Annotated in this window: 17 protein-coding genes; 13 read left to right on the forward strand and 4 right to left on the reverse strand. The window is 68.6% G+C overall.

Annotated features, from left to right (window positions below; genetic code table 11):
* Positions 1–621 precede the first annotated feature (621 nt).
* Both AC1DMS_RS26955 and AC1DMS_RS26960 read left to right on the forward strand, forming a co-directional pair.
* Positions 622–1,782, forward strand: a complete 1,161-nt coding sequence (locus AC1DMS_RS26955) for a hypothetical protein (RefSeq protein WP_412511913.1) — start codon at positions 622–624, stop codon at positions 1,780–1,782.
* Positions 1,779–2,171: a hypothetical protein gene (locus tag AC1DMS_RS26960; RefSeq protein WP_015867383.1), complete on the forward strand. Its 393-nt coding sequence runs from the start codon at positions 1,779–1,781 to the stop codon at positions 2,169–2,171. The genes AC1DMS_RS26955 and AC1DMS_RS26960 overlap by 4 nt, the downstream gene beginning before the upstream one ends.
* Here the strand turns inward: AC1DMS_RS26960 and AC1DMS_RS26965 are convergent.
* Positions 2,122–3,669, reverse strand: a complete 1,548-nt coding sequence (locus AC1DMS_RS26965) for a cryptochrome/photolyase family protein (RefSeq protein ID WP_412511911.1) — start codon at positions 3,667–3,669, stop codon at positions 2,122–2,124. The two genes, AC1DMS_RS26960 and AC1DMS_RS26965, sit on opposite strands and share 50 nt — an antisense overlap.
* On the opposite strand from AC1DMS_RS26965, the gene AC1DMS_RS26970 reads away from it, so the two are divergent.
* The 6 genes from AC1DMS_RS26970 to AC1DMS_RS26995 all read left to right on the forward strand — a co-directional run bounded on the left by AC1DMS_RS26970 (position 3,670) and on the right by AC1DMS_RS26995 (position 8,352).
* Entirely contained in the window at positions 3,670–4,269 is a 600-nt protein-coding gene (locus tag AC1DMS_RS26970) for a YqgE/AlgH family protein (RefSeq protein ID WP_412511910.1), read from the forward strand. It begins immediately after the preceding gene.
* Positions 4,269–4,730, forward strand: a complete 462-nt coding sequence (ruvX, locus tag AC1DMS_RS26975) for a Holliday junction resolvase RuvX (protein ID WP_412511909.1) — start codon at positions 4,269–4,271, stop codon at positions 4,728–4,730. Before AC1DMS_RS26970 ends, ruvX begins: the two co-directional genes overlap by 1 nt.
* Complete coding sequence (pyrR, locus tag AC1DMS_RS26980) at positions 4,727–5,224, forward strand: bifunctional pyr operon transcriptional regulator/uracil phosphoribosyltransferase PyrR (protein ID WP_412511908.1); 498 nt, start codon at positions 4,727–4,729, stop codon at positions 5,222–5,224. Before ruvX ends, pyrR begins: the two co-directional genes overlap by 4 nt.
* Positions 5,224–6,186, forward strand: coding sequence for an aspartate carbamoyltransferase catalytic subunit (locus AC1DMS_RS26985; protein WP_015867378.1), 963 nt, complete (start codon positions 5,224–5,226; stop codon positions 6,184–6,186). Before pyrR ends, AC1DMS_RS26985 begins: the two co-directional genes overlap by 1 nt.
* Entirely contained in the window at positions 6,183–7,466 is a 1,284-nt protein-coding gene (locus AC1DMS_RS26990; RefSeq protein WP_412511907.1) for a dihydroorotase, read from the forward strand. The genes AC1DMS_RS26985 and AC1DMS_RS26990 overlap by 4 nt, the downstream gene beginning before the upstream one ends.
* 139 nt (positions 7,467–7,605) lie before the next feature.
* Positions 7,606–8,352, forward strand: a complete 747-nt coding sequence (locus tag AC1DMS_RS26995) for a lysophospholipid acyltransferase family protein (protein WP_412511906.1) — start codon at positions 7,606–7,608, stop codon at positions 8,350–8,352.
* Positions 8,353–9,200: 848 nt separating this feature from the next.
* On the opposite strand, the gene AC1DMS_RS27000 is transcribed toward AC1DMS_RS26995, so the two are convergent.
* Positions 9,201–9,473 (reverse strand): DUF4242 domain-containing protein, encoded by a 273-nt coding sequence (locus AC1DMS_RS27000; protein WP_015867374.1) that lies wholly within the window; start codon positions 9,471–9,473, stop codon positions 9,201–9,203.
* Between the two features lie 128 nt (positions 9,474–9,601).
* Between AC1DMS_RS27000 and AC1DMS_RS27005 the strand changes: the two genes are divergently transcribed.
* Both AC1DMS_RS27005 and AC1DMS_RS27010 read left to right on the forward strand, forming a co-directional pair.
* On the forward strand, positions 9,602–10,582 hold the full coding sequence (locus AC1DMS_RS27005) for an AraC family transcriptional regulator (protein WP_018906253.1): 981 nt from the start codon (positions 9,602–9,604) through the stop codon (positions 10,580–10,582).
* Between the two features lie 150 nt (positions 10,583–10,732).
* Positions 10,733–13,048: a TonB-dependent receptor gene (locus tag AC1DMS_RS27010; protein WP_278879242.1), complete on the forward strand. Its 2,316-nt coding sequence runs from the start codon at positions 10,733–10,735 to the stop codon at positions 13,046–13,048.
* A gap of 18 nt (positions 13,049–13,066) precedes the next feature.
* On the opposite strand, the gene AC1DMS_RS27015 is transcribed toward AC1DMS_RS27010, so the two are convergent.
* On the reverse strand, positions 13,067–15,157 hold the full coding sequence (locus tag AC1DMS_RS27015; RefSeq protein ID WP_478181963.1) for a sensor histidine kinase: 2,091 nt from the start codon (positions 15,155–15,157) through the stop codon (positions 13,067–13,069).
* Between the two features lie 67 nt (positions 15,158–15,224).
* Between AC1DMS_RS27015 and AC1DMS_RS27020 the strand changes: the two genes are divergently transcribed.
* Positions 15,225–15,899, forward strand: a complete 675-nt coding sequence (locus AC1DMS_RS27020) for a response regulator transcription factor (protein ID WP_478181964.1) — start codon at positions 15,225–15,227, stop codon at positions 15,897–15,899.
* Between the two features lie 130 nt (positions 15,900–16,029).
* Entirely contained in the window at positions 16,030–16,845 is an 816-nt protein-coding gene (locus AC1DMS_RS27025) for a helix-turn-helix domain-containing protein (RefSeq protein ID WP_478181965.1), read from the forward strand.
* 81 nt (positions 16,846–16,926) lie between these two features.
* Here the strand turns inward: AC1DMS_RS27025 and AC1DMS_RS27030 are convergent, their stop codons facing one another.
* Positions 16,927–17,760, reverse strand: a complete 834-nt coding sequence (locus AC1DMS_RS27030; RefSeq protein ID WP_478181969.1) for a response regulator transcription factor — start codon at positions 17,758–17,760, stop codon at positions 16,927–16,929.
* 398 nt (positions 17,761–18,158) lie between these two features.
* Here AC1DMS_RS27030 and AC1DMS_RS27035 point away from each other — a divergent pair.
* A partial coding sequence (locus AC1DMS_RS27035; protein WP_478181966.1) for a tandem-95 repeat protein occupies positions 18,159–20,074 on the forward strand: 1,916 nt, incomplete at its 3' end.

Genomic DNA, 20,074 nt, shown 5'->3' on the forward strand with positions numbered 1-20,074 from the left:
CGCGGCTCGGGGTAGCCCCTAGCTCCTCGCCGATCGCCGCGCATCGTGCATTTGCGTGATGCGCCGTGCAAACCGCCCTCCCACACTGTTGAGAACGAAGGTTTGCTTTTTCGGCGGACCCGGTGCCCGACACAACCTGGAGGAAAAAGACCATGCACATTCGATTCACCAGAGCGGCCGTTCCGTCGGCCTGCGCAGGCCTTCTGCTCGCGCTGTCCGCCTGCGGCGGCGGAGGAGGCGGCGGCGGCGGCTTTCCGCCGTTCGGCCCCCCGGGCGGCGGCAACCCGCCGTCGTCCCCATCGCCGGTCACGGTGTCGGGCAAGGTGATGGTGCTCGGCCCGGTGAGCGGGGCGCTGGTCTGCGTGGACCGCAACCGGAGCGGCGCCTGCGACGAAGGCGAGCCCGCGGCCGCCAGCAAGACCGGCGAGGACGGCGCCTACAGCTTCGCCTACACGCCGGCCGATGCGGCCGCCGCAGCCGAGCTTGCCGCCGCGCCGCTGCTGGCGCAGGTGGACGGCGGCAATCCCTCGCTGCCATCGTTCTCCCGGCCTTTCACCATGAGCGCGCCGGCCGGGCACCGGGGGGCAGGTCAATCCGCTGACCACGCTGCTGCAGGCGGGCGTGGCTGCGGGCCTGGCGCCCGAGCGGGCCGAGGCGCTGGTGCTGCTGCAGCTGGGCCTGCCCGAGCTTGCCCAGCTGTACGACTACCAGGCCGTGGCCGTGACCGACCCCGGCCGCTTCGAGGACAACGCCTTCACCGCTGCGCTGGTCACGGCCGATGCGCTGCACAGCGGCGTGGCCTTGCGGCTGGTCGATCCGGCGACCGTCACGCCGGTGGCTTCGGACCAGCTGGCCCGGCTGGACTTCGCGCGCGCCGACCACTACATCGCGCGGACCTATCCGACCGATGGCGTGCCCGACCCGGCCACCGGCAAGCTGAAGCTCACCGACCGGCGCGAGGGCCTCACCAACGGCGCACCCACCGCGCACGACACGCTCTACGGCGTCGTGCAGCTGGGCGCCAACGGCTGGGTGCGCTGCGACGAGAACGCGGGCTTCACCAGCACCCTTGGCACGCCGAGCCGCAGCGACTATTGCGGCGGCACCACGCGCAGCCTCGGCCATGCCGCGGTCACCGACATCTCCGGCCGCAAGATGGCCGAAGTGGTGGCCGAGATGCAGGCGGCCGATGGCAACAGCATCTTCGGCGTGGTGCCGGCGACCGCTTTCGCCAACCCGGACGCCACCTTCCCGGCCGGCTCGCAGCTGCGCTACCGGCGCGGCGTGGACCTGGTGCAGCCCTATTCGATCAATCTGGCCAATCCGAGCGAGACCACAAGCTTCACCACGCTGGAAGCGTTGATCGCGGCCTTCCCGGCTTCGGGTGCCACCCTGCCGGCCGGAACCGGCACCATCAGCCTGGGCGTGCTGAATGAACAGCAGACGCGGCTCTTGCGCGCGGCCTTCACCGGCGCCGGCACGGTGCAGTACTACGCCTGCAACTTCGATTCCGCCACCAACGCCTACGACACCTGCGCGGCCACCGAGACCGGCACGGTGGAGATCCGCACCGAGGGCGGCGCGCGCTTGCTGGCCTTCAACGGCGGCCATCCGCCGACCGACGTGGGGTCGCTGCGCACCTTCGGCGAATACAGCGGCAAGGTCTATGTGGTGCGCACCACCAAGTCCGACGCCCGATACAACCTCAACAGCGCGCGCCGCCTCAACGGCGTGGCGTGGGAGGCGATGAAGCCCCAGCTGGGCATCGGGAGCGGTGCATGAAGCACATCCTGTGGCGTACCGCGGCCTGCGCCGGCATGCTGGCCATGGCCGGCGGGCCAGCCGCAGCCCAGGCGGCCGACGGCCTCGAAGGCGACTGGACCGCGCGCATCACGCTCAAGAACGGCCGCCAGGTCGATGCGCAGATGCAGCTGCAGGCCGCCGGAGGCACCTGGCGCACGCTGGCGCAGAGCACTGCCGACCCCTGTGTCGGCATCCCGACCCCGATGCTGTGGCGGCGCGTGGAAAGCGGCGTCTACGAGCTGCACTTCCAAGGCAGCAAGGCGCTCACCGGCTGCCGCGACAACCTCATCACCTTCCAGCAGCTCGACGCCGGCACGCTCAGGGGCCGCTCCGACGCCGGCGCGGAGATCGTGCTGACGCGCCGCTGAGCGGCGGCTGGTCGGCGCCGCGCACGGCCGCATAGCGCCGCATCGTCTGCTCGCGCGCCTCGGCGTGGTCGACCACCGGCCTGGGGTAGGTCTCGCCGAGCTTGATGCCAGCGGCTTCCAGTTCCACCGGCGATGCCGTCCAGGGCGCGTGGATCGCGGCATTCGACAGTCCCGCGAGCTGCGGCAGGTACCGCCGGATGAACTTGCCTTCGGGGTCGAAGCGCTCGCTCTGCGTCACCGGGTTGAAGATGCGGAACCAGGGCTGCGCGTCGCAGCCGCTGGAGCTGGCCCATTGCCAGTTGCCGTTGTTCGAAGCCAGCTCGAAGTCGTTCAGGTGCAGCGCAAAGTAGCGCTCGCCGCGCCGCCAGTCCAGCCCCAGGTCCTTGCAGAGGAAGCTGGCCACCACCATGCGCAGGCGGTTGTGCATATAGCCGCTCTGGTTGATCTGCAGCATGGCCGCGTCCACCAGCGGGTAGCCCGTGCGGCCCTGGCACCAGGCCTCGAACAGCTGGTCGGCATGCTTGCCGTGATGCCACTGGATCTTGTCGTACTCGGGCCGGAAGCTCTTCGACTCGCCGCCCGAATGCACGTGCGGAAAGTGCACCAGGATCTGGAAATAGAACTCGCGCCAGATCAGCTCGCCAAGCCAGGCGGCCGCGCCCGCGTCGCCTTGCAGGAAGAGCTGGTGCGCCACCCCCGCCAGCTGCCGGATCGAGACGGTGCCGAAGCGCAGGTGCACGCCCAGGTAGCTCGGCCCCCGCACCGCCGGAAAATTGCGCGCGGCGTCGTAGCGGTCGATGCGCTGGAAAAAGTCCTCGAACAGCGTCGCCGCGCCCTGGCTGCCGGTGGGAATGTCGAGCTCGGAGAGATTGCTCCGCCCAAAGCCGAGGTCCTCGAGCGAAGGCACCGGCGTGCGATGGGCCGCGGGCGGCGGCGCGAGCGCATCGGCATGGCTGCGCACCGGGTAGGGCTTGAGGAAGAAGGCGTCCACCTTGGCGAGCCAGGCCCGCTTGTAGGGCGTGAACACCGTGTACGGCTGGCCGGTCTTGTTGAGCACCTCGTCGCGCTCGAAGACGGTGGAGTCCTTGTAGGTGTAGAAGCTCACGCCCGCATTGGCCAGCGCGCCCAGCACCTGGGCGTCGCGCGCCAGCGCATCGGGCTCGTCGTCGCGGTTGGCGAAGACGGCCTGCACGTCCAGGCTGTGGGCCAGTGCCGGGATCTCCTCGATGGCGTGGGCGTGCCGCACGATCAGCCCGCCGCTCAGCGCCCGCAGTTCTTCCTCGAGCTCCACCAGCGATTCCCGGATGAATTCCACGCGCCGGTCGATGCGGGGCAGCGGGTCCAGGATGGCCCGGTCGAACACGAAAACGCACACCACCTGCCGGCAGGCCCGCAGCGCGTGGTAGAGCGCCGCGTTGTCGTCCACGCGCAGGTCGCGGCGAAACCACATGAGCCCTTTGGGGTAGGTCTTGTCGACGGCCAGTAAAATCGGCGGCATATGGCTGCCGATTCTGCCCCGATGAACCTTACGCATCACTTCCTGATCGCGATGCCGGGGATGGAAGATAAAACTTTCAACCGCAGCGTCGTCTACCTGTGCGAGCACAGCCAGCGCGGTGCGCTCGGGCTGGTGATCAACAAACCCAGCGACATCAACCTGAAGGTGCTGTTCGAGAAGATCGAACTGCACCTGTCGCGCCCCGAACTCGGCGACGCACCCGTTTTCCAGGGCGGGCCGGTGCAGACCGAGCGCGGCTTCGTGCTGCACGAGCCGGTGTTCACCCATGCCGAAAAACCCGAGGAATCGGTCTACGCCTCGACCATGACCATTCCCGGCGGCCTCGAAATGACCACCTCCAAGGACGTGCTCGAGGCCCTGGCCACCGGCGCGGGCCCGCGCAAGGTGCTGGTTTCGCTCGGTTATTCGGCCTGGGGCGAGGGGCAGCTCGAGTCGGAACTGGCCGAGAACAGCTGGCTCACCGTGGGCGCCGATCCGGCCGTGATCTTCGACACGCCGGTCGAGCAGCGCTACGACAGGGCGCTGCTGCTGCTGGGCCTGGAAGCCTGGAAACTGTCGCCGGAAGCGGGACACGCGTGATGGCCGCTGCCATGCCAGACGTTCCCGCCCCTCCCGCCGCTCCCTCCGCCGCCCCTGTTGCCGTTGCCGTTCCTCCCCACTTCCAGAGCTTCCTGGCCTTCGACTTCGGCCTGAAGCGCACCGGCGTCGCCAGCGGAAACCGCCTGCTCGGCGCCGCGACGCCGCAAGCCACCATCAAGGCCGAGGGCGATGCCCGCTTTGCGCAGGTCGAGGCCCGCATCAAGGAGTGGCAGCCCGACGCGCTGGTGGTCGGCGTGCCCTGGCACCCCGACGGCGCCCCGCACGAGAACACCCGCCGCGCGCAGAAGTTCGCGCGGCAACTGCGCGGCCGTTTCAATCTCCAGGTGTTCGAGGTCGACGAGCGCTACAGCACGACCGAGGCGCTGGCCTCCGGCGCGCGCGATGCCGATGCGGCATCGGCCTGCATCATCCTGGAGCAATTTTTGAGGAGCCTCCCTTGAGTTCAATACCCGATGCCGAAGCGCTCTACACAGGCCTCCTGGCCGGCGTGAAAGCGCTGATGCGCGCCGATACCCGGCTGGTGGGCATCACCTCCGGCGGTGCCTGGCTGGTCGAGCGGTTGCAGAAAGACCTGGGCCTGCCCGGCGCGCCCGGCGTCATCTCGTCGGCCATGCACCGCGACGACTTCGCGCGCCGCGGCCTCTCGGCCAGCGCGCAGACCGCGCTGCCCTTCGACGTGAACGGCGCCGACGTGCTGCTGCTGGACGACGTGCTCTACACCGGCCGCACCATCCGCGCGGTGCTCAACGAGCTGTTCGACTTCGGCCGCCCGGCCTGCGTGCGGCTCGCGGTGCTGGTGGACCGCGGCGGGCGCGAGCTGCCGGTGGCGGCCGATTTCGCGGCCGCCAAGCTCACGCTGCCCGATACGCAGCTGCTCGCATTGGCCCGCGCCGATGATGGCGCCTTCAGCCTCAAGGTCGAGGAGAACCGTTGATGCTCTACAAGCGAAACCCGCAACTCAACAAGAACGGCGAACTGATCCACCTGCTGTCGATCGAGGGCCTGCCCAAGGACATCGTCACGCACATCCTCGACACCGCCGCCAACTTCACGAGCGTGAGCGACCGCGAGGTGAAGAAGGTGCCGCTTTTGCGCGGCAAGAGCGTGTTCAACCTGTTCTTCGAGAACTCGACGCGTACCCGCACCACCTTCGAGATCGCGGCCAAGCGCCTGTCGGCCGACGTCATCAACCTGGACATCGCGCGCTCCTCGGCCACCAAGGGCGAGTCGCTGCTCGACACCATCGCCAACCTGAGCGCGATGGCGGCCGACCTGTTCGTGGTGCGCCACAGCGAGTCGGGCGCGCCCTACCTGATCGCGCAGCATGTGGCGCCGCACGTGCACGTGGTGAACGCCGGCGACGGCCGCCATGCGCACCCGACGCAGGGGCTGCTCGACATGTACACGATCCGCCACTACAAGAAGGATTTTGCGAACCTCACGGTGGCCATCGTTGGCGACGTGCTGCACTCGCGCGTGGCGCGCTCCGACATCCATGCGCTCACCACGCTCGGCTGCGCCGAGGTGCGCGTGGTCGGCCCCAAGACGCTGGTGCCCGGCGACATGGCCGGCATGGGCGTGCGCGTGTGCCACACGCTCGAAGAGGGCATCAGGGATTGCGACGTGATCATCATGCTGCGCCTGCAGAACGAGCGCATGAGCGGCGCGCTGCTGCCCTCGTCGCAGGAGTTCTTCAAGACCTACGGGCTCACGCCCGAGAAGCTGCAGCTGGCAAAGTCGGATGCCATCGTGATGCATCCGGGCCCCATCAACCGCGGCGTGGAAATCGACTCCGCGGTGGTCGACGGAAAGCAGAGCGTGATCCTTCCCCAGGTCACCTTCGGCATCGCCGTTCGAATGGCCGTCATGAGCATCGTCGCAGGTAACGAAGCATGAACATCCTCATCTCCAACGGCCGCGTGGTCGACCCTGCATCGGGCATCGACAAGAAGACCGACATCGCCATTGCCGACGGAAAAATCGCCGGCATCGGCCATACGCCGGCCGGCTTCAAGGCCGAGCGCACCCTCGATGCCGCGGGCTGCGTGGTCGCGCCCGGCCTCGTCGACCTGGCCGCGCGCCTGCGCGAGCCCGGTTACGAGCACGAAGGCATGCTCGAAAGCGAAATGGCTGCGGCCATTGCGGGCGGCGTCACCAGCCTCGTGTGCCCGCCCGACACCGACCCCGTGCTCGACGAGCCCGGCCTGGTCGAGATGCTCAAGTTCCGCGCCGAGAAGCTGCAGGGCGCACGGCTCTTTCCGCTCGGCGCGCTCACGCGCAGCCTTGCGGGCGGCGTGCTCACCGAAATGGCCGAGCTCACCGAGGCCGGCTGCATCGGCTTCAGTCAGGCCGACGTACCGCTCGCAGACACCCAGGTGCTGCAGCGTGCGCTGCTCTACGCGAGCACCTTCGGCTACACCGTGTGGCTGCGCCCGCAGGACCGCGACCTTGGCAAGGGCGTGGCGGCCAGCGGCCCGCTGGCCACGCGCCTGGGCCTCTCGGGCGTGCCGGTGTCGGCCGAAACCATCGCGATCTTCACCATCGTCGAGCTCATGAAGAGCACCGGCGCGCGCGTGCACCTGTGCCGCATCTCCAGCGCCGCGGGCGTGGCGCTGGTGCGCGCGGCCAAGGCGCAGGGCCTGCCGCTCAGCTGCGACGTCAGCATCAATTCGCTGCACCTGGCCGACACCGACATCGGGTTCTTCGACAGCCGCGCGCGCCTCAACCCGCCGCTGCGCCAGCAGGGCGACCGCGACGCACTGTCGGCCGGGCTGGCCGACGGCACCATCGATGCGCTGGTGTCCGACCACACGCCGGTCGAGGCCGATGCCAAGACGCTGCCCTTTGCCGAAGCCGAACCCGGCGCCACGGGGCTCGAACTGCTGCTGCCGCTCGCGCTGCAGTGGGGCGAGCGCAGCGGCGCGGGCATCGTGCGCGCGCTGGAAGTCATCACGTCCGCGCCCGCGCGGCTGCTGGCCGCCGCCGATGCAGGCACCGGCATCGGCCGGCTGGCCGAGGGCGGCGTGGCCGACCTGTGCGTCTTCGATCCGGGCCTCGAATGGCAGGTGCAGCCCGATGCGCTCAAGAGCCAGGGCAAGCACACGCCGTTCTCGGGCTATCCGCTGCTGGGACGTGCCCGCCACACCCTGGTTGCAGGCCGCGTGGTCCACGGCTAGCAATGAGCACACCCCCAGTCTTCGCGCACTTCGTGTCGCTACGCCAACCCCCTTGCAGGGGGCAACACCAGCGGCCCGGCAGAGCCGGTTCCGCGGTGTTCCACGAACATGCATTGAAAGCGGAGAGGCTGCGCGCTACATGCTCCATTCACTGAAGGCCTGCTGGCGCCTGCTGCATGCGGTAGGGCACGCGCTGGGTGGCTGGTGGACGATCCGCTTCACCTTTCCGGGCCTCTCGCAGGCAGAGCGCAACCTGCGCGTGCAGCAGTGGTCGCGGCGCCTGCTCGAGATCATGGGCATCGCGCTCCAGGTGCAGGGCAGGCCGCCCGCGCAGGGGCCGGTGCTGCTCATCAGCAATCACCTCTCCTGGCTCGACATCACGGCCATCCACGCCGCCTGCCACGTGCGCTTTGTCTCGAAGGCGGGCGTGAAGCACTGGCCGCTGATCGGCACGCTGTCCACCGGCGCGGGCTCGCTCTACATCGAGCGCGAACGCCGCCGCGATGCGCTGCGCGTGGTGCACCACATGACCGAGGCGCTGCGCAACGGCGACCTGATCGGCGTGTTCCCCGAGGGCACGACGAGCGACGGCCGCGGGCTGCTGCCCTTCCATGCCAACCTGCTGCAGGCCGCCATTTCGTCGGGCGCGCCCGTGCTGCCGGCCGCGCTGCGCTTTGCCGATGCCGCCACCGGGGAAACCAGCGAGGCGCCGCGCTACATCGACGACGACAACCTGCTGACCTCGCTCTGGAACACGCTGCGCGCGCCGCCGCTCGTGGCCATCGTGCGTTTCGGCGAGCCGCAGGCTTCGCACGGGCGCGACCGCCGCGCCTGGGCCCAGGCGCTGCACGAAGACGTGCAGCAGCTGCGCCGCGAGACGCACTAGCCGCACGGCGCGGCGCGGCACAGGCAAAAAAAGCGCTCCCGAGGGAGCGCTTAACGACGCACGGAGCGTCGTGAGGAGGAACCGGAATTCGTGCATCCGACATTGGCCGGGCCGGCGGCCGCCGCTTGCGGGAGAAATCAATCCATGCGCGTGGGCGGGTGCCTACAGGGGGGCAGGGCGGCCTGCCGGGGCCGTGGCTATCCCGGCCATGAGAATTGCCAAACCCGCCCGGGCCCGAAGCGTTGCACCATCGAGGTTCTACGCTGGAGAAAGAACCTGATGAGAATGCTGAGGAAAATCGTGGGTGGCGCCATCTCCCTTGCGGGGGCGGTGGTGCTCGTGGCGCGCCATTTGTGACGGCCGAATGGGCTGAATGAATACTATGGTTTGTAAGTAAGCGCACAGCAACACTACTTCCCGAGGGGCCGTGCGAACCGGTCGCATTTCGGCGCCCATAATGCGCCTGCGACCCACGCCAGAGGCCGCATCGAGACGCGGCTCCGGTCCTTCGAGGCGAGCCAGCCACATTCCTCTCTGGCCTTCACGGGATGACATCATGAGCGTATTGCAGATGTTTCTACCGGCGTCCGAACCAGCTCGCAGCGAGGCCCTGGAGCTCATTCGAAGAACACACCACTTGCCGCGCCACCTCGTGAGAGGCACCGGGCGCAGGAGCTTGGGCGAATCCGGACCGGGCCCGCTGGTCGGGCCGGTGCAGAGCCAGCAGCAGCAGGCGTCGTCGCAGGGCTTGCAGGCCATGGCTGCGCCGCAAGGCCGGCTGCAGGCCGAATGAGGGCGGCGCCTTCGCGCTGATCCGGCCGCCCCTGCTCGGCCGTCTCTCCACCGTCTCACTCGGCCGTGGCCGGGTCGATCACGCCATGCACCCGGTCGATGCGGTCGGCCGGGAAGCCGCCGAGTTCCGCATGCTTGCGCACCAGCGCCTCGTCGGCGGCCTGGTAGATGCAGTAGATCCGGTCGTCGGTCACATAGCTGTGGACCCACTGGATGTCGGGCCCCATGCTGCCCAGCACGCCGCAGGACTTCTGCGAGATGGCTTTCAGATCGGCCGGCGTGAACTTGCCGGCGCCGGGGATGTGCCGTTCGATGAGGAATTTGGGCATGGCGATACTCCTGTCTAGAATCGGTCGGAGCGACCAAGACCGATGGTGCCGGCGCGAAGCACCGTTGTATTGCCCGCTGCACCGGACTTGTTGACCGAAACCCCGCCCTCGCTTGCCGGGAGGTGACCATGGATGTCTTGTCGGACGTGCTGCGGACCATCCGCCTGGAGGGCGCGCTGTTCCTGAACGGGGACATGCATGCGCCCTGGTGCTTCAAGGTGCCCAAGGGCGCGCACATGGCGCAATTGCTCAGGCCCGGCGCGCAGCGGCTGGCCATCTGCCACCTCGTGCTGCAAGGCGAATGCTGGGCCCAGGTCGACGGCGGGGAGCCGATCCGCGCCCATGCCGGCGACGTCATCGCCGTGCCGCATGGCGACTCGCATGTGGTGGGCAGCGGCCTGCTCCAGGCAGCGGTGGACGTGGCGCATGTGGTGAACCCGCGGGCGCCCGAGCTGGAGCGCATCCGCTACGGCGGCAATGGCGACCGCACGGTGCTGGTGTGCAGCTGGTTCGCCTACGAAGGCGATGCGCCCAACCCCCTCATGGCGAACATTCCGCGCCTGTTCACCACGTCGTTGCGCAGCAGGCCGGCGGGCCCGTGGATCGAGCAGTCCGTCAACTTCGTGCTGGGCGATGCGGCTTCGCACACGCCCGGTTCCGAGATGGTCGCCGCCAAGGTGGCGGAGGTGCTGTTCGCCGAAGTGCTGCGCGGCTACATCGAATCCATGCCCGCCAACAACCCCGGCTGGCTCGCGGGCCTGCGCGATCCCCACGTGAGCCGCTGCCTGGCGCTGATGCACGGCGATCCCGCCCGCAACTGGACGGTCGACGCGCTGGCGCAGGAAATCCATGTCTCGCGCAGCGTGCTGGCGGACCGCTTCGCCGAACTGGTGGGCGCGCCGCCCATGCACTACCTGACGCGCTGGCGAATGATCCTGGCCGCCGGGATGCTGCGCAAGGACCAGGGCAACCTGGCGCGCATTGCCGAAGGTGTCGGCTACGAATCGGAAGCGGCTTTCAACCGCGCCTTCAAGCGCGAGTACGGGGTGTCGCCCGGGGCCTGGCGGCAGAACGGGGCGCGGGCCTTGGTGCCGGATGCGGCGCCCTGAGGTGGGGTGTCGTGGGTCAGTCTCGGACGGAAATTAGTGCCTTGGCCGGGCCAGTTTTCGGTGGCAATCAACGCCATGCCCACGTGCGTGGCGCCGCCGATTCCGGCGTGTGCGCAGGTGGCGCGTGCGAGCGTCTACTAGAGTACGCGCATGCCCTTCCGCCCATGCGATCTCCTCGCCCGCTCCCTGGCCGTCAGCGCTCTCGCCTCCGGGCTCGCCGTGGTGGCCCATGCACAGCCGAAGCCTTTGGACGATGGCGAAACGCTCCCCGCCATCACCGTGGATGCCAGGGGCCGTTCGGAAGCCGCCCAGCAAGTTCCGATCCCGCTGACTTCGATCGACGGCGAGGCCCTCGAGACGCAGCAAAGCTGGCGGCTCGAAGACCTGCAGCAATGGTTGCCGAGTACCAGCATCACCTTCGGCGATCCGCGGCAATCGGCCATCGCGGTGCGCGGCGTCGGCAGGAATCCATCGAACGACGGCCTCGAGGGCAGCACGGGCATCTACCTCGACAACGTCTACCTGGGCCGCGCGGGCATGGCGACGTTCGACCTGCTCGACATCGAGCGCGTGGACCTGCTGCGCGGGCCGCAAGGCACGCTTTTCGGCAAGAACACGACCGCCGGCGTGCTGGCGTTGCACACGCGTGCGCCGAGCCGCGAGACCGAGCGCAGCCTGCAACTCTCGATCGGGCAGCGCGGACTTGCGCAGGGGCAAGCCATCTTCTCGGGGGCCCTGTCGGAAGAGACGGCGGGCCGGCTGCTGGTGTACGGCACCCATGAACGCGGCAACATCGAGAACATCTACGATGGCGGCAGCGTCAACGGAGGCAATCGATCCGGCATTCGCGGCCAATGGCTGCTGCGCCGTGGCGACGCCTTCAGCCTGCGCCTGATCGCCGATGCGCACCGCGAGCGCTCCACGTACGGCACCCGCGTCATCTACTCGCTGGGAAGCGGACCGGCGGCGGCCCGCGCATGGGCCGGCGGTGCCACCGGCATCGTCACCGACCCGCGGCGCTATGCGGTCAATACCGACGGCGTGGAGCGCGTCGATCTCGACCAGGGTGGCGTGTCGGCCGAAGCGAGCTGGAAGCTCGGGTCCGGCGCCACCGTCACGTCCATCACCGCCGGCCGTTCATGGAAGTTCGTGCCGACGGCCAACGACAACCTCAATATCCCTGTGCTGATCGACGGCGGCTCCCGCGTGCGCCAGCAGCAGTTCTCGCAGGAACTGCGCTACGCGGGGCCCACCGGCGGTGCGGTCGACTATGTGGTGGGCGCGTTCTACATGCGCCAGCGCATGCGCAACGAGATCTTCACCGTGTTCGGTCCGCGGGCGGACATCGTTCTGCAGGGAACGTCCTTGCCGGTGCTCGCCAACGCGAGCACCGTGAGCTTCGGCGCGCTCGACACGGAGAGCTTCGCGCTCTTCTCCCAAGCCACGTGGCACGCCACGTCCAGGCTCGACCTCACGGCCGGCCTGCGCATCACGCAGGAGCGCAAGGACGGGCGCACCCATCGCGGCGACTCGACCGGTGGTGCCGCTGCCACCGCGTTCCTGCGCAATCGTCCGATCGTGCTCGGTGCCTACGACACGGGCCCCCTGGCCATCCGGAAGACCAGCCCGTCGGCGCTCCTGGGTGCGAGCTACCGGCTGGATGACGGCGCGATCGGCTACGCGAGCTTTTCGCACGGCGAGCGGTCGGGCGGGATCAATCTGGCGGGGCCGGGTGCCGCTCCCGGCCCGCTCGGCGCCTCGTCGCTGATCATCGGGCCCGAACGTGTCGACAGCCTGGACGTCGGCGTCAAGAGCAGCCTGTGGAATGATCGCCTGACACTGAACCTGAACGCCTTCCTGGCAGGCGTGCGCGGCTACCAGACGTCGATGTTCGTGCCTGCTGGCGCAGGCGCGGGCAACTACGTCGAGATCCTCACGAACGCGGGCGATCTCCGTAGCCGGGGACTGGAGCTGGACGCCACTGCGCGACCGGCGCGCGGGCTGACAGTATGGGCCAACGCCGCCTTCAACGATGCACGCTATCGACGCTATGAGGACGCGCCTTGTCCGTCAGAACGCGCGTTCGTGCCGCAGGGGCGCTGCAGCCTGAGCGGACGGCAGGTTGCCGGGACGCCGCGCTGGACATTCAACGTGGGCGCTGAATACCGCAGGCCCGTGAGCCCCACCACCCAGCATTTCGTTTCAGCGGCGTACGCGTGGCGGTCCGCACAGGACGGCACGCTCGACGGGTCGGTCCACTCGCGCATCCCTGCCTATGGCCTGCTGAACCTCGCCACCGGTTGGAAGGTCGCACGGGGCAATGAAATCTGGAGCATTTCGCTCTGGTTGCGCAACGCGCTCGACAAGAAGTATTTCCCGACCGTGGCCGCCACCGCGAACGGTGCCTACGTGGCATCGGTCGGGACGCGGCGCACCCTGGGACTGACAGTCCGGCTGGACTACTGACCTGTTGGATTCCGCCGGTCATGTGACTTGTTCGAGCGGCGCAGCCGGAAGCACGAGGCGGAATGTCGACCCGCTGGTGCCTGTTTCGTGCAGTGTCACGTCGCCGCCATGGCGCATCGCGATCTCGCGCGACAAATGAAGCCCCAGTCCGGTGCCGGCCACCGCGCTCGCGGTTTCGGCACGGAAATATTTCTCGAAGATGCGGGCCTTGTCGGCCATTGCGACTCCGGGTCCGCGGTCGATCACGTCGACCTGCACGATGCCGCCCGTGTGCCGCAGCACGACATGCACCGGTTGCTCCGGCGGCGAGTACTTCAATGCGTTCTGCATCAGGTTCTGCAGCGCGATCTCGAGCAGCGCTCGATCGCCGCGCACCTTCGGCAGGGGTTCGCGCACGTCGATGGACAGGCGCGAAGCGCCGGGAAAGTGGAAGCTCTCGCACAGGCCACGCGCGAGCGCCGCCATGTCAACGACTTCGAGGCGAAGCATCCGGTTCTCGGGCTGGAGGCGGTCGGCCAGCAGGATGTTCTCGATCAGCATGGTCAGGCGCTGCACGGCGCGCCGGATCCGCTCGGTGCGCTGCTTCACCACCGGCTCCCCGCCGAGCTTCGAGATGTCGAGCGATTGCGCCGCGCCGTCGATCACGGTCAAGGGCGTGCGGAACTCGTGCGACACCATCGAGACGAACTCGCGCTGCTGCACGATCGCCTGGCGCTCGACCTCGAGCGACTCACGCAGCCGGGCCTCCAGACGGGCGCGGGCCGCGATCTCCTCATGCAGCGCGGCATTGGTCTGCTGCAGTTCGGCGGTGCGTCGCACGACCGTGCCTTCGAGCGCCTGTTCGGCTTCCAGCCGCACTGCGAGCACGCGCTCGCGCTCGGCGCGGTAATCGCGCTCGGCGCGCCGCGTCCGGTCGGCCACGGCCACGTTCAGCAGGACGAGGTGGCACATGGTGCCGAGCCAATAGAGGCGATCAGGTGTCACGCCGGGCACCTGGTCGCCGAGCCAGAGCTTCAACAGCCCGTAGAGCCCCAGCACCGTTCCCACCGCGAAGGCCGAGGCAGGCAGCAGGTACTGGAACTGGCGCCGCACGAAGAGCAGGTAGCAGACGAAGACCGCGCCGAACAGCGTGGACGCGGCGCTGCCCGCGCTGACCCAGGGGGCGATGGCGGCGTGATGGCCGGCCAGGGCCAGCACGAACGCAACGAAGTTGTACACCACGACCGCGTTGAAGAAATGTGCCGCGGGCGGCCAGTGGCGCCGAAACTGGAAGATGCGCGCCATGAACGCGGTACCCACCATGTTGAAGAAGCAGTTGACGACCAGCAGCGTCTGCACAACGCGCTCGGGGCGGTCGCCGAGGAACCACTGCGCTGCGAACCCCTGGCGGTTGACCGACAGAGCCGCGATGCAGAACACGTACAGCGCGTAATGGGCGTAGAGCCCGTCCCGCAGCCAGGCCCCGAAGATCAGGTTCATGCAGACGGCGAGCACGGCGGCGCCAAGCAGCACGCCCATGATGGTGTAGTCGGCCGTTCGGTCGCGCTCGAAGCCGGCAGGCTGCCACAGGTCCAGTTCGGCCCGCAGCGGCGGCCCGTCGTTGCGCAGCCGCAGGAAATAGACAGCCGGCTCGGTCGGCAGGTCGACCGGGAACGCGAAGTCGTGGTCGGGGATCTCGCGCGCCGCGAAAGGGCGGGCGTCGCCGAGCGGCGTCTCGACGAAGCCGCCGCGCCCGTCCGGCGCATACAAGGTGGCTTCGTGGATGCGCGGCGGTCGCACGCGCAGCAGCCATCGTGCGGGCGCGTCGACCGTGCGCGCGAGCGAGAAGCGCAGCCACACAGCATCGCGGCTGAAGCCTTCCTCCACCGGCCCTTCGAGCGGCGCGAAGCCGCTTCGCTGCGCGCCGCGCGCGACGTCGGCGATACGCCACCCGCCCGAGGGGTCGCGCTGGATCTCGAGGCCCCCGGAGAGTGGGATGCCGCGGCCGAGGCCATCGGAAGCCGACAGTACCAGCGCCTTGGCGGGCATTGCCAAGCACCACAGCAGCAGGAACAGAAGAACAAGCAGGCGGCCCGGACCCGCCCGGGTGGTTTCGACGTCGAGGCGCATTGGGACGCGACTTTATACTTTCCGCGCCATGCCATCCCCGAGCCCGCGTACCGGTCTTCTCGTCCATGTGATCGAGGACGACGAAGACATCCGTGCAGAAACCGTCTTCGCACTCGGAGAGCTCGGCTTCGACGCGGAAGGCTTCGGCGACGCCCCGTCGTTCTACAAGGCGTTCGCGGTCCAGCCCTGCGACATCGCGGTGGTGGACATCGGCTTGCCGGGCGAGAGCGGCCTCGCGGTCGTTTCACATCTGCGCGCAGTGCAGCGACGGCTCGGTCTGGTGCTGGTGACCGCGCGGGGCGAGCTCGAGGACCGGCTGCTCGGGCTGCGCGAAGGTGCAGACGCCTACCTGGTGAAGCCGGTGAACATGCTGGAATTGGCCGAGACGCTGAACGCCGTCGGTCGGCGACTCACGGTCGCACCGCAGGGGAACGCAGCGACCCTGCCGGCCGCACCCGCCGACTGGCGCCTGCTCGAGGGCGACTGGATCCTGGGCGACCCCGAAGGCCGGCAGATGGCGCTTACCACCAGCGAGCGCGCCTTCATCGCCTGCCTTTTCGGGCAGCGCGGCACGGCGGCGAGCCGCGACGACCTGATCCGCGCGCTCGGTGGCGACGTGTTCGATTTCGACGAGCACCGCATCGATGCAATTGCCAGCCGGCTGCGGCGCAAGGCCGCGAAGCTCGGCATGCGCCTGCCGCTGCATTCGGTGCGCGGCACAGGGTACGTGCTCGCGATCTGACGCTGCCGGGGCTGCCGAGCTCGCAGGAGCCAGGCACATGGTCAGGAACCGTCAGAAAAGGTCAGGAAGGGCGCATGAAACAAACGACCGGGGCTTGCACCATGCGGCACGCGCAACGCGCCGCATCTTCATGTCCTACTGGTTCCAATCTTCCGAGCCTGCGCACATCATGGTCATCGACGACAGCGTCGAAGAGCTCCAGGTGCTGCTTGCCGCGCTGCGTGGCGCCGGCCATCGCATCAGCCTTGACTTCGACGCGCTCGGAGGCTATCGCCGCGCCGGGGTGCTGCAGCCGGACTTGATCCTGCTGGACGCGCACTTGGGGGCCACCAGCGGCTTCGAGGCGTGCCGGCTGCTGAAGGCGGACCCCACCACCGCGCACATCCCGGTGATTTTTCTCACCGCCGGTGCGACGCTCGAGGAGCGGCTGACCGGTCTGCGAGAGGGCGGCGTCGACTACATCCTCAAGCCCTTCGAACCCGAAGAGGTGCTGGTACGCATCGCGGTCCATCTCGCGCTCGCACGCCGCGGCGCGCAACCGCCCGACGGTGCCGCCGAGGCGCCCCGCAGGCCGCCGGCGTCCGAAGACGAAGCACCCCATGACCTGGACCGCGTGATCGCCAGGGCTGCGCAGCGGCTCATCGAGAGCGACCTTGCGAACATTCCACCGCTGCCGGCGCTCGCCGCACGCGTGGGCACGCACGAGAAGCGGCTGACGCGGGCGTTCCGTGCCCACACGGGGCGCACCGTGCTCGAGTTCGCGCGCGAGGAGCGGCTGTCGCGCGCGCAGCGTCTGCTCGCCCAGACGCCGCTCAGCATCGAGGACGTGGCGCATGCAATCGGGTTCTCGGGTGCCCCGAACTTCACGACGGCGTTCAAGGAACGCTTCGGCAGCACGCCTGCGGCGTTTCGGCGGCTGAGTCGCGACTGCGCGTGCGGCGCCTGAAAAGCGGCTTCGAGAACCCCGCATCAGCCGGCTGGGCGTGGCGGGCACGAACCCGTTCGCACCACCGGTCGGCATGGTGCGTCACGCGTCGGGGGCGCGGCGGCCCACGCCGGCCTGGCGGCAGGCGGACGGCGTGCAGTTGAAGTACTCGCGAAATGCCGTCGAAAAATTTGCGGCGCTCGAGAACCCCACCGCCGCGGCAATCTCCTCGATGCGCATGGCCGATTCGAGCAGCAGGCGATGCGCCTCGTGCAGCCGTGCCTCGCGTACGAACTCGAAGACCGTGCGGTTCGCCAGTTCCTTGAACACGCGCGACAAGCGCTTCTCGTGCGTGCCCACGCGCGCAGCCAGTTCGCGCAGCGGCAATACATGGCTCAGGTCGGCGAGGATCAGTCGCTCCGCCGCCTGCATGAGCATGCGGTCCATGTCCGAGCCTGGCGCGCCGTCACCGTTCGTCGCAGGGCGGTCGGTTGGGGACGCAGATTGTGTGGCAGGGGCAATGCGCGACCTGCGGGATTCGGCCAGTGCCAGATGAATTTCGACCCGGGCCATCACCTCGGCCGGATCGAAGGGCTTCACGATGTAGTCGACCGCGCCGGCCCGCAGGCCCGTCAAGCGCTCTTCCAAGCTGGCCGAGGAGGTCAGGAAGATCACCGGAATGTCCGCAGTGGCCGGGTCGGCCTTCAGCAGGCGGCAGGCGGCGAACCCGTCGGTGCTGCCCGGACCCACGTCGAGCAGCACCAGGTCCATCTGCAGCGCCGTCGCGCGCCGATAGCCCTCCATCGCGCCGAAAGCGTGGGTGATGCCGTAGCCGGCGTCCCGTAGCGTTTCCAGCAAGGGCTTGAGTTCGTCGACGCCTTCGTCGACCACCAGGAGATGAACGCTCCGGGGCTCCGGGGGTGACCAATATGACATGGAAAAAACGGGCACGGCAGTGGGACCGCGCTCTCTGGGTGAAGGCTATGAAACCAAGATTTATTGGTAATCATTCTCACCATTGCCCGCCTGCTCCGGTTCTTCTCACCGGCGAATTAGCCACGCTTTCTCGCAATTTGTGTGAAGTATTCGACGTTTGCTTACCTTTGTAAAAAGTTGTCCGGCACGGCAAAAGCGGCGACCTCTTCGGCAAAAGCCCGGCTCGCCCCCCGCACCAAGAATCCCGCCTCGTGCAAGCGCAAGCCGCGTGACCCGGCCGGGTCTTGCTGGCGAGTCCTCGAGAGCCCCGGCACTCGAGATTTCCCAATGTGCGACCCAGGTTGTTCGTCCAGGACGAAGGTGCCCCGGGGTCTGGAGTCAAGAAGCAAGGACAAATCATGGAAGCTGTTTACAAGTCTGGTGGCGCATCCCGCAAAGCGGCGGCAGACACCCCTCTGGTTCTGGATCGCCCATCGATCGTCTCGCTGAAGGTCGCGCCCGAGAGCGTGCTCAAGTTCGAGCGTCGCGGCGGCGACCTCGTGCTCGTGTTGCAGGGCGGCCAGGAAGTCGCCGTGCGCGGCTTCTTCGCCGAGTACCCTGACGGCGGCCGCAACGACCTCGTGCTCGAAGACGGCGCCGGCGTGCAATGGTGGGGCCAGTACACGGCGCCCTGGAAAGACTTTCACTTCACCGAAATCGAATGGACCGACGCCGGCGCCGCGCTACTGCCCGACGGTGTGCCCGGCTGGCTGCTGGGTGCGCTCGGCGTGCTGGGCGTCGGTGCCGCCGCGAGCGGTGGCGGCGGCGGCGACGGCGGTGGCGGCCCGGCCTTCATCCCGCCGCTGCTCCCGCCGCAGAACCGCGGCCCCGAAGGCAAGGCCGAGCCCGTCGCCACCGAGCAGGACAAGCCCATTTCCGGGCATGTGCAGGCCACCGACCCGGACCGCGACACGCTGAACTACACCGTCGCCAAGGGCCCCGAGCACGGCACCGTCACCGTCGACCCGTCCACCGGCCAGTTCCTCTACACGCCCAACCCCGGCTACGAAGGGTCCGACAGCTTCGAAGTGACCGTCAGCGACGGCAGGGGCGGCACCACCACCGTGAAGGTGCCCGTGACCGTCTCGCCCGTCAACGACGCGCCCACGGCGCCCGACTACACCGAGACCACGAACGAAGACACGCCCGTGAGCGGCCGCGTGACCGGCAGCGACATGGACAGCGGCGACACGCTGACCTACGCGAGGGGCAGCGATCCGTCGCATGGCACCGTGACAGTCAACCCGGACGGCACGTACACCTACACGCCCAATCCGGACTTCAACGGCACCGACAGCTTCACCGTCACGGTGAGCGACGGCCACGGCGGCACGACCACGAGCACTGTGACCGTGACCATCAACCCCGTCAACGACGCCCCCGTGTTCGTCGACGGTGGCGGCACCCCGGTGAACACGACAGACGGCTACGTCTTCGGCTACGACGAGAACCGGCCCGCAGGCGCCGTGCTCGGCACGGTCCACGCCACTGACGGCGACAGCGCGACCGTCACCTACAGCATCCTCTCGGGCAACGACAACGGCTACTTCGCCATCGACCCGGTCACGGGCGCGATCAGCCTCACGGCTGCAGGCGCTGCGGCGTTCGCGAACGACTACGAAGCGGGCGCCAACGCGCACGCGCTGGTGGTCGGCGCGAACGACGGCACGGTCACGACGAACATCCCCGTCACGCTCAATGAGCAGAACCTCAACGAAGCACCGACGGCGCCCGGCGACACCAAGACCACGGACGAAGACACGCCGGTCAGCGGGCAGATCATCGGAAGCGACGTCGACGGCGACACGCTGACCTACGTGAAGGGCAGCGACCCGGCCCACGGCACGGTGACGGTCAACGCTGACGGCACCTACACCTACGTGCCCGGCGCCAACTTCAACGGCACCGACAGCTTCACCGTCACGGTGAGCGATGGCCACGGCGGCACGACCACCACCACGGTGAACGTGACCGTCAACCCGGTGAACGATCTGCCCACGGTCCCGGACTACACCCAGACCACGCACGAAGACACGCCGGTCAGCGGCCAGGTCATCGGCACCGACGTCGATGGCGACGCGCTGAGCTACGTGAAGGGCAGCGATCCAGCCCACGGCACGCTGACAGTCAACGCCGATGGCACCTACACCTATGTTCCCGGCCCGAACTTCAACGGCACCGACAGCTTCACCGTCACGGTGAGCGACGGCCACGGCGGCACGACCACCAGCACGGTGACCGTGACGATCAACCCCGTCAACGACGCCCCTGTGTT

The sequence above is a fragment of the Variovorax sp. 05T418 genome (assembly GCF_056396385.1).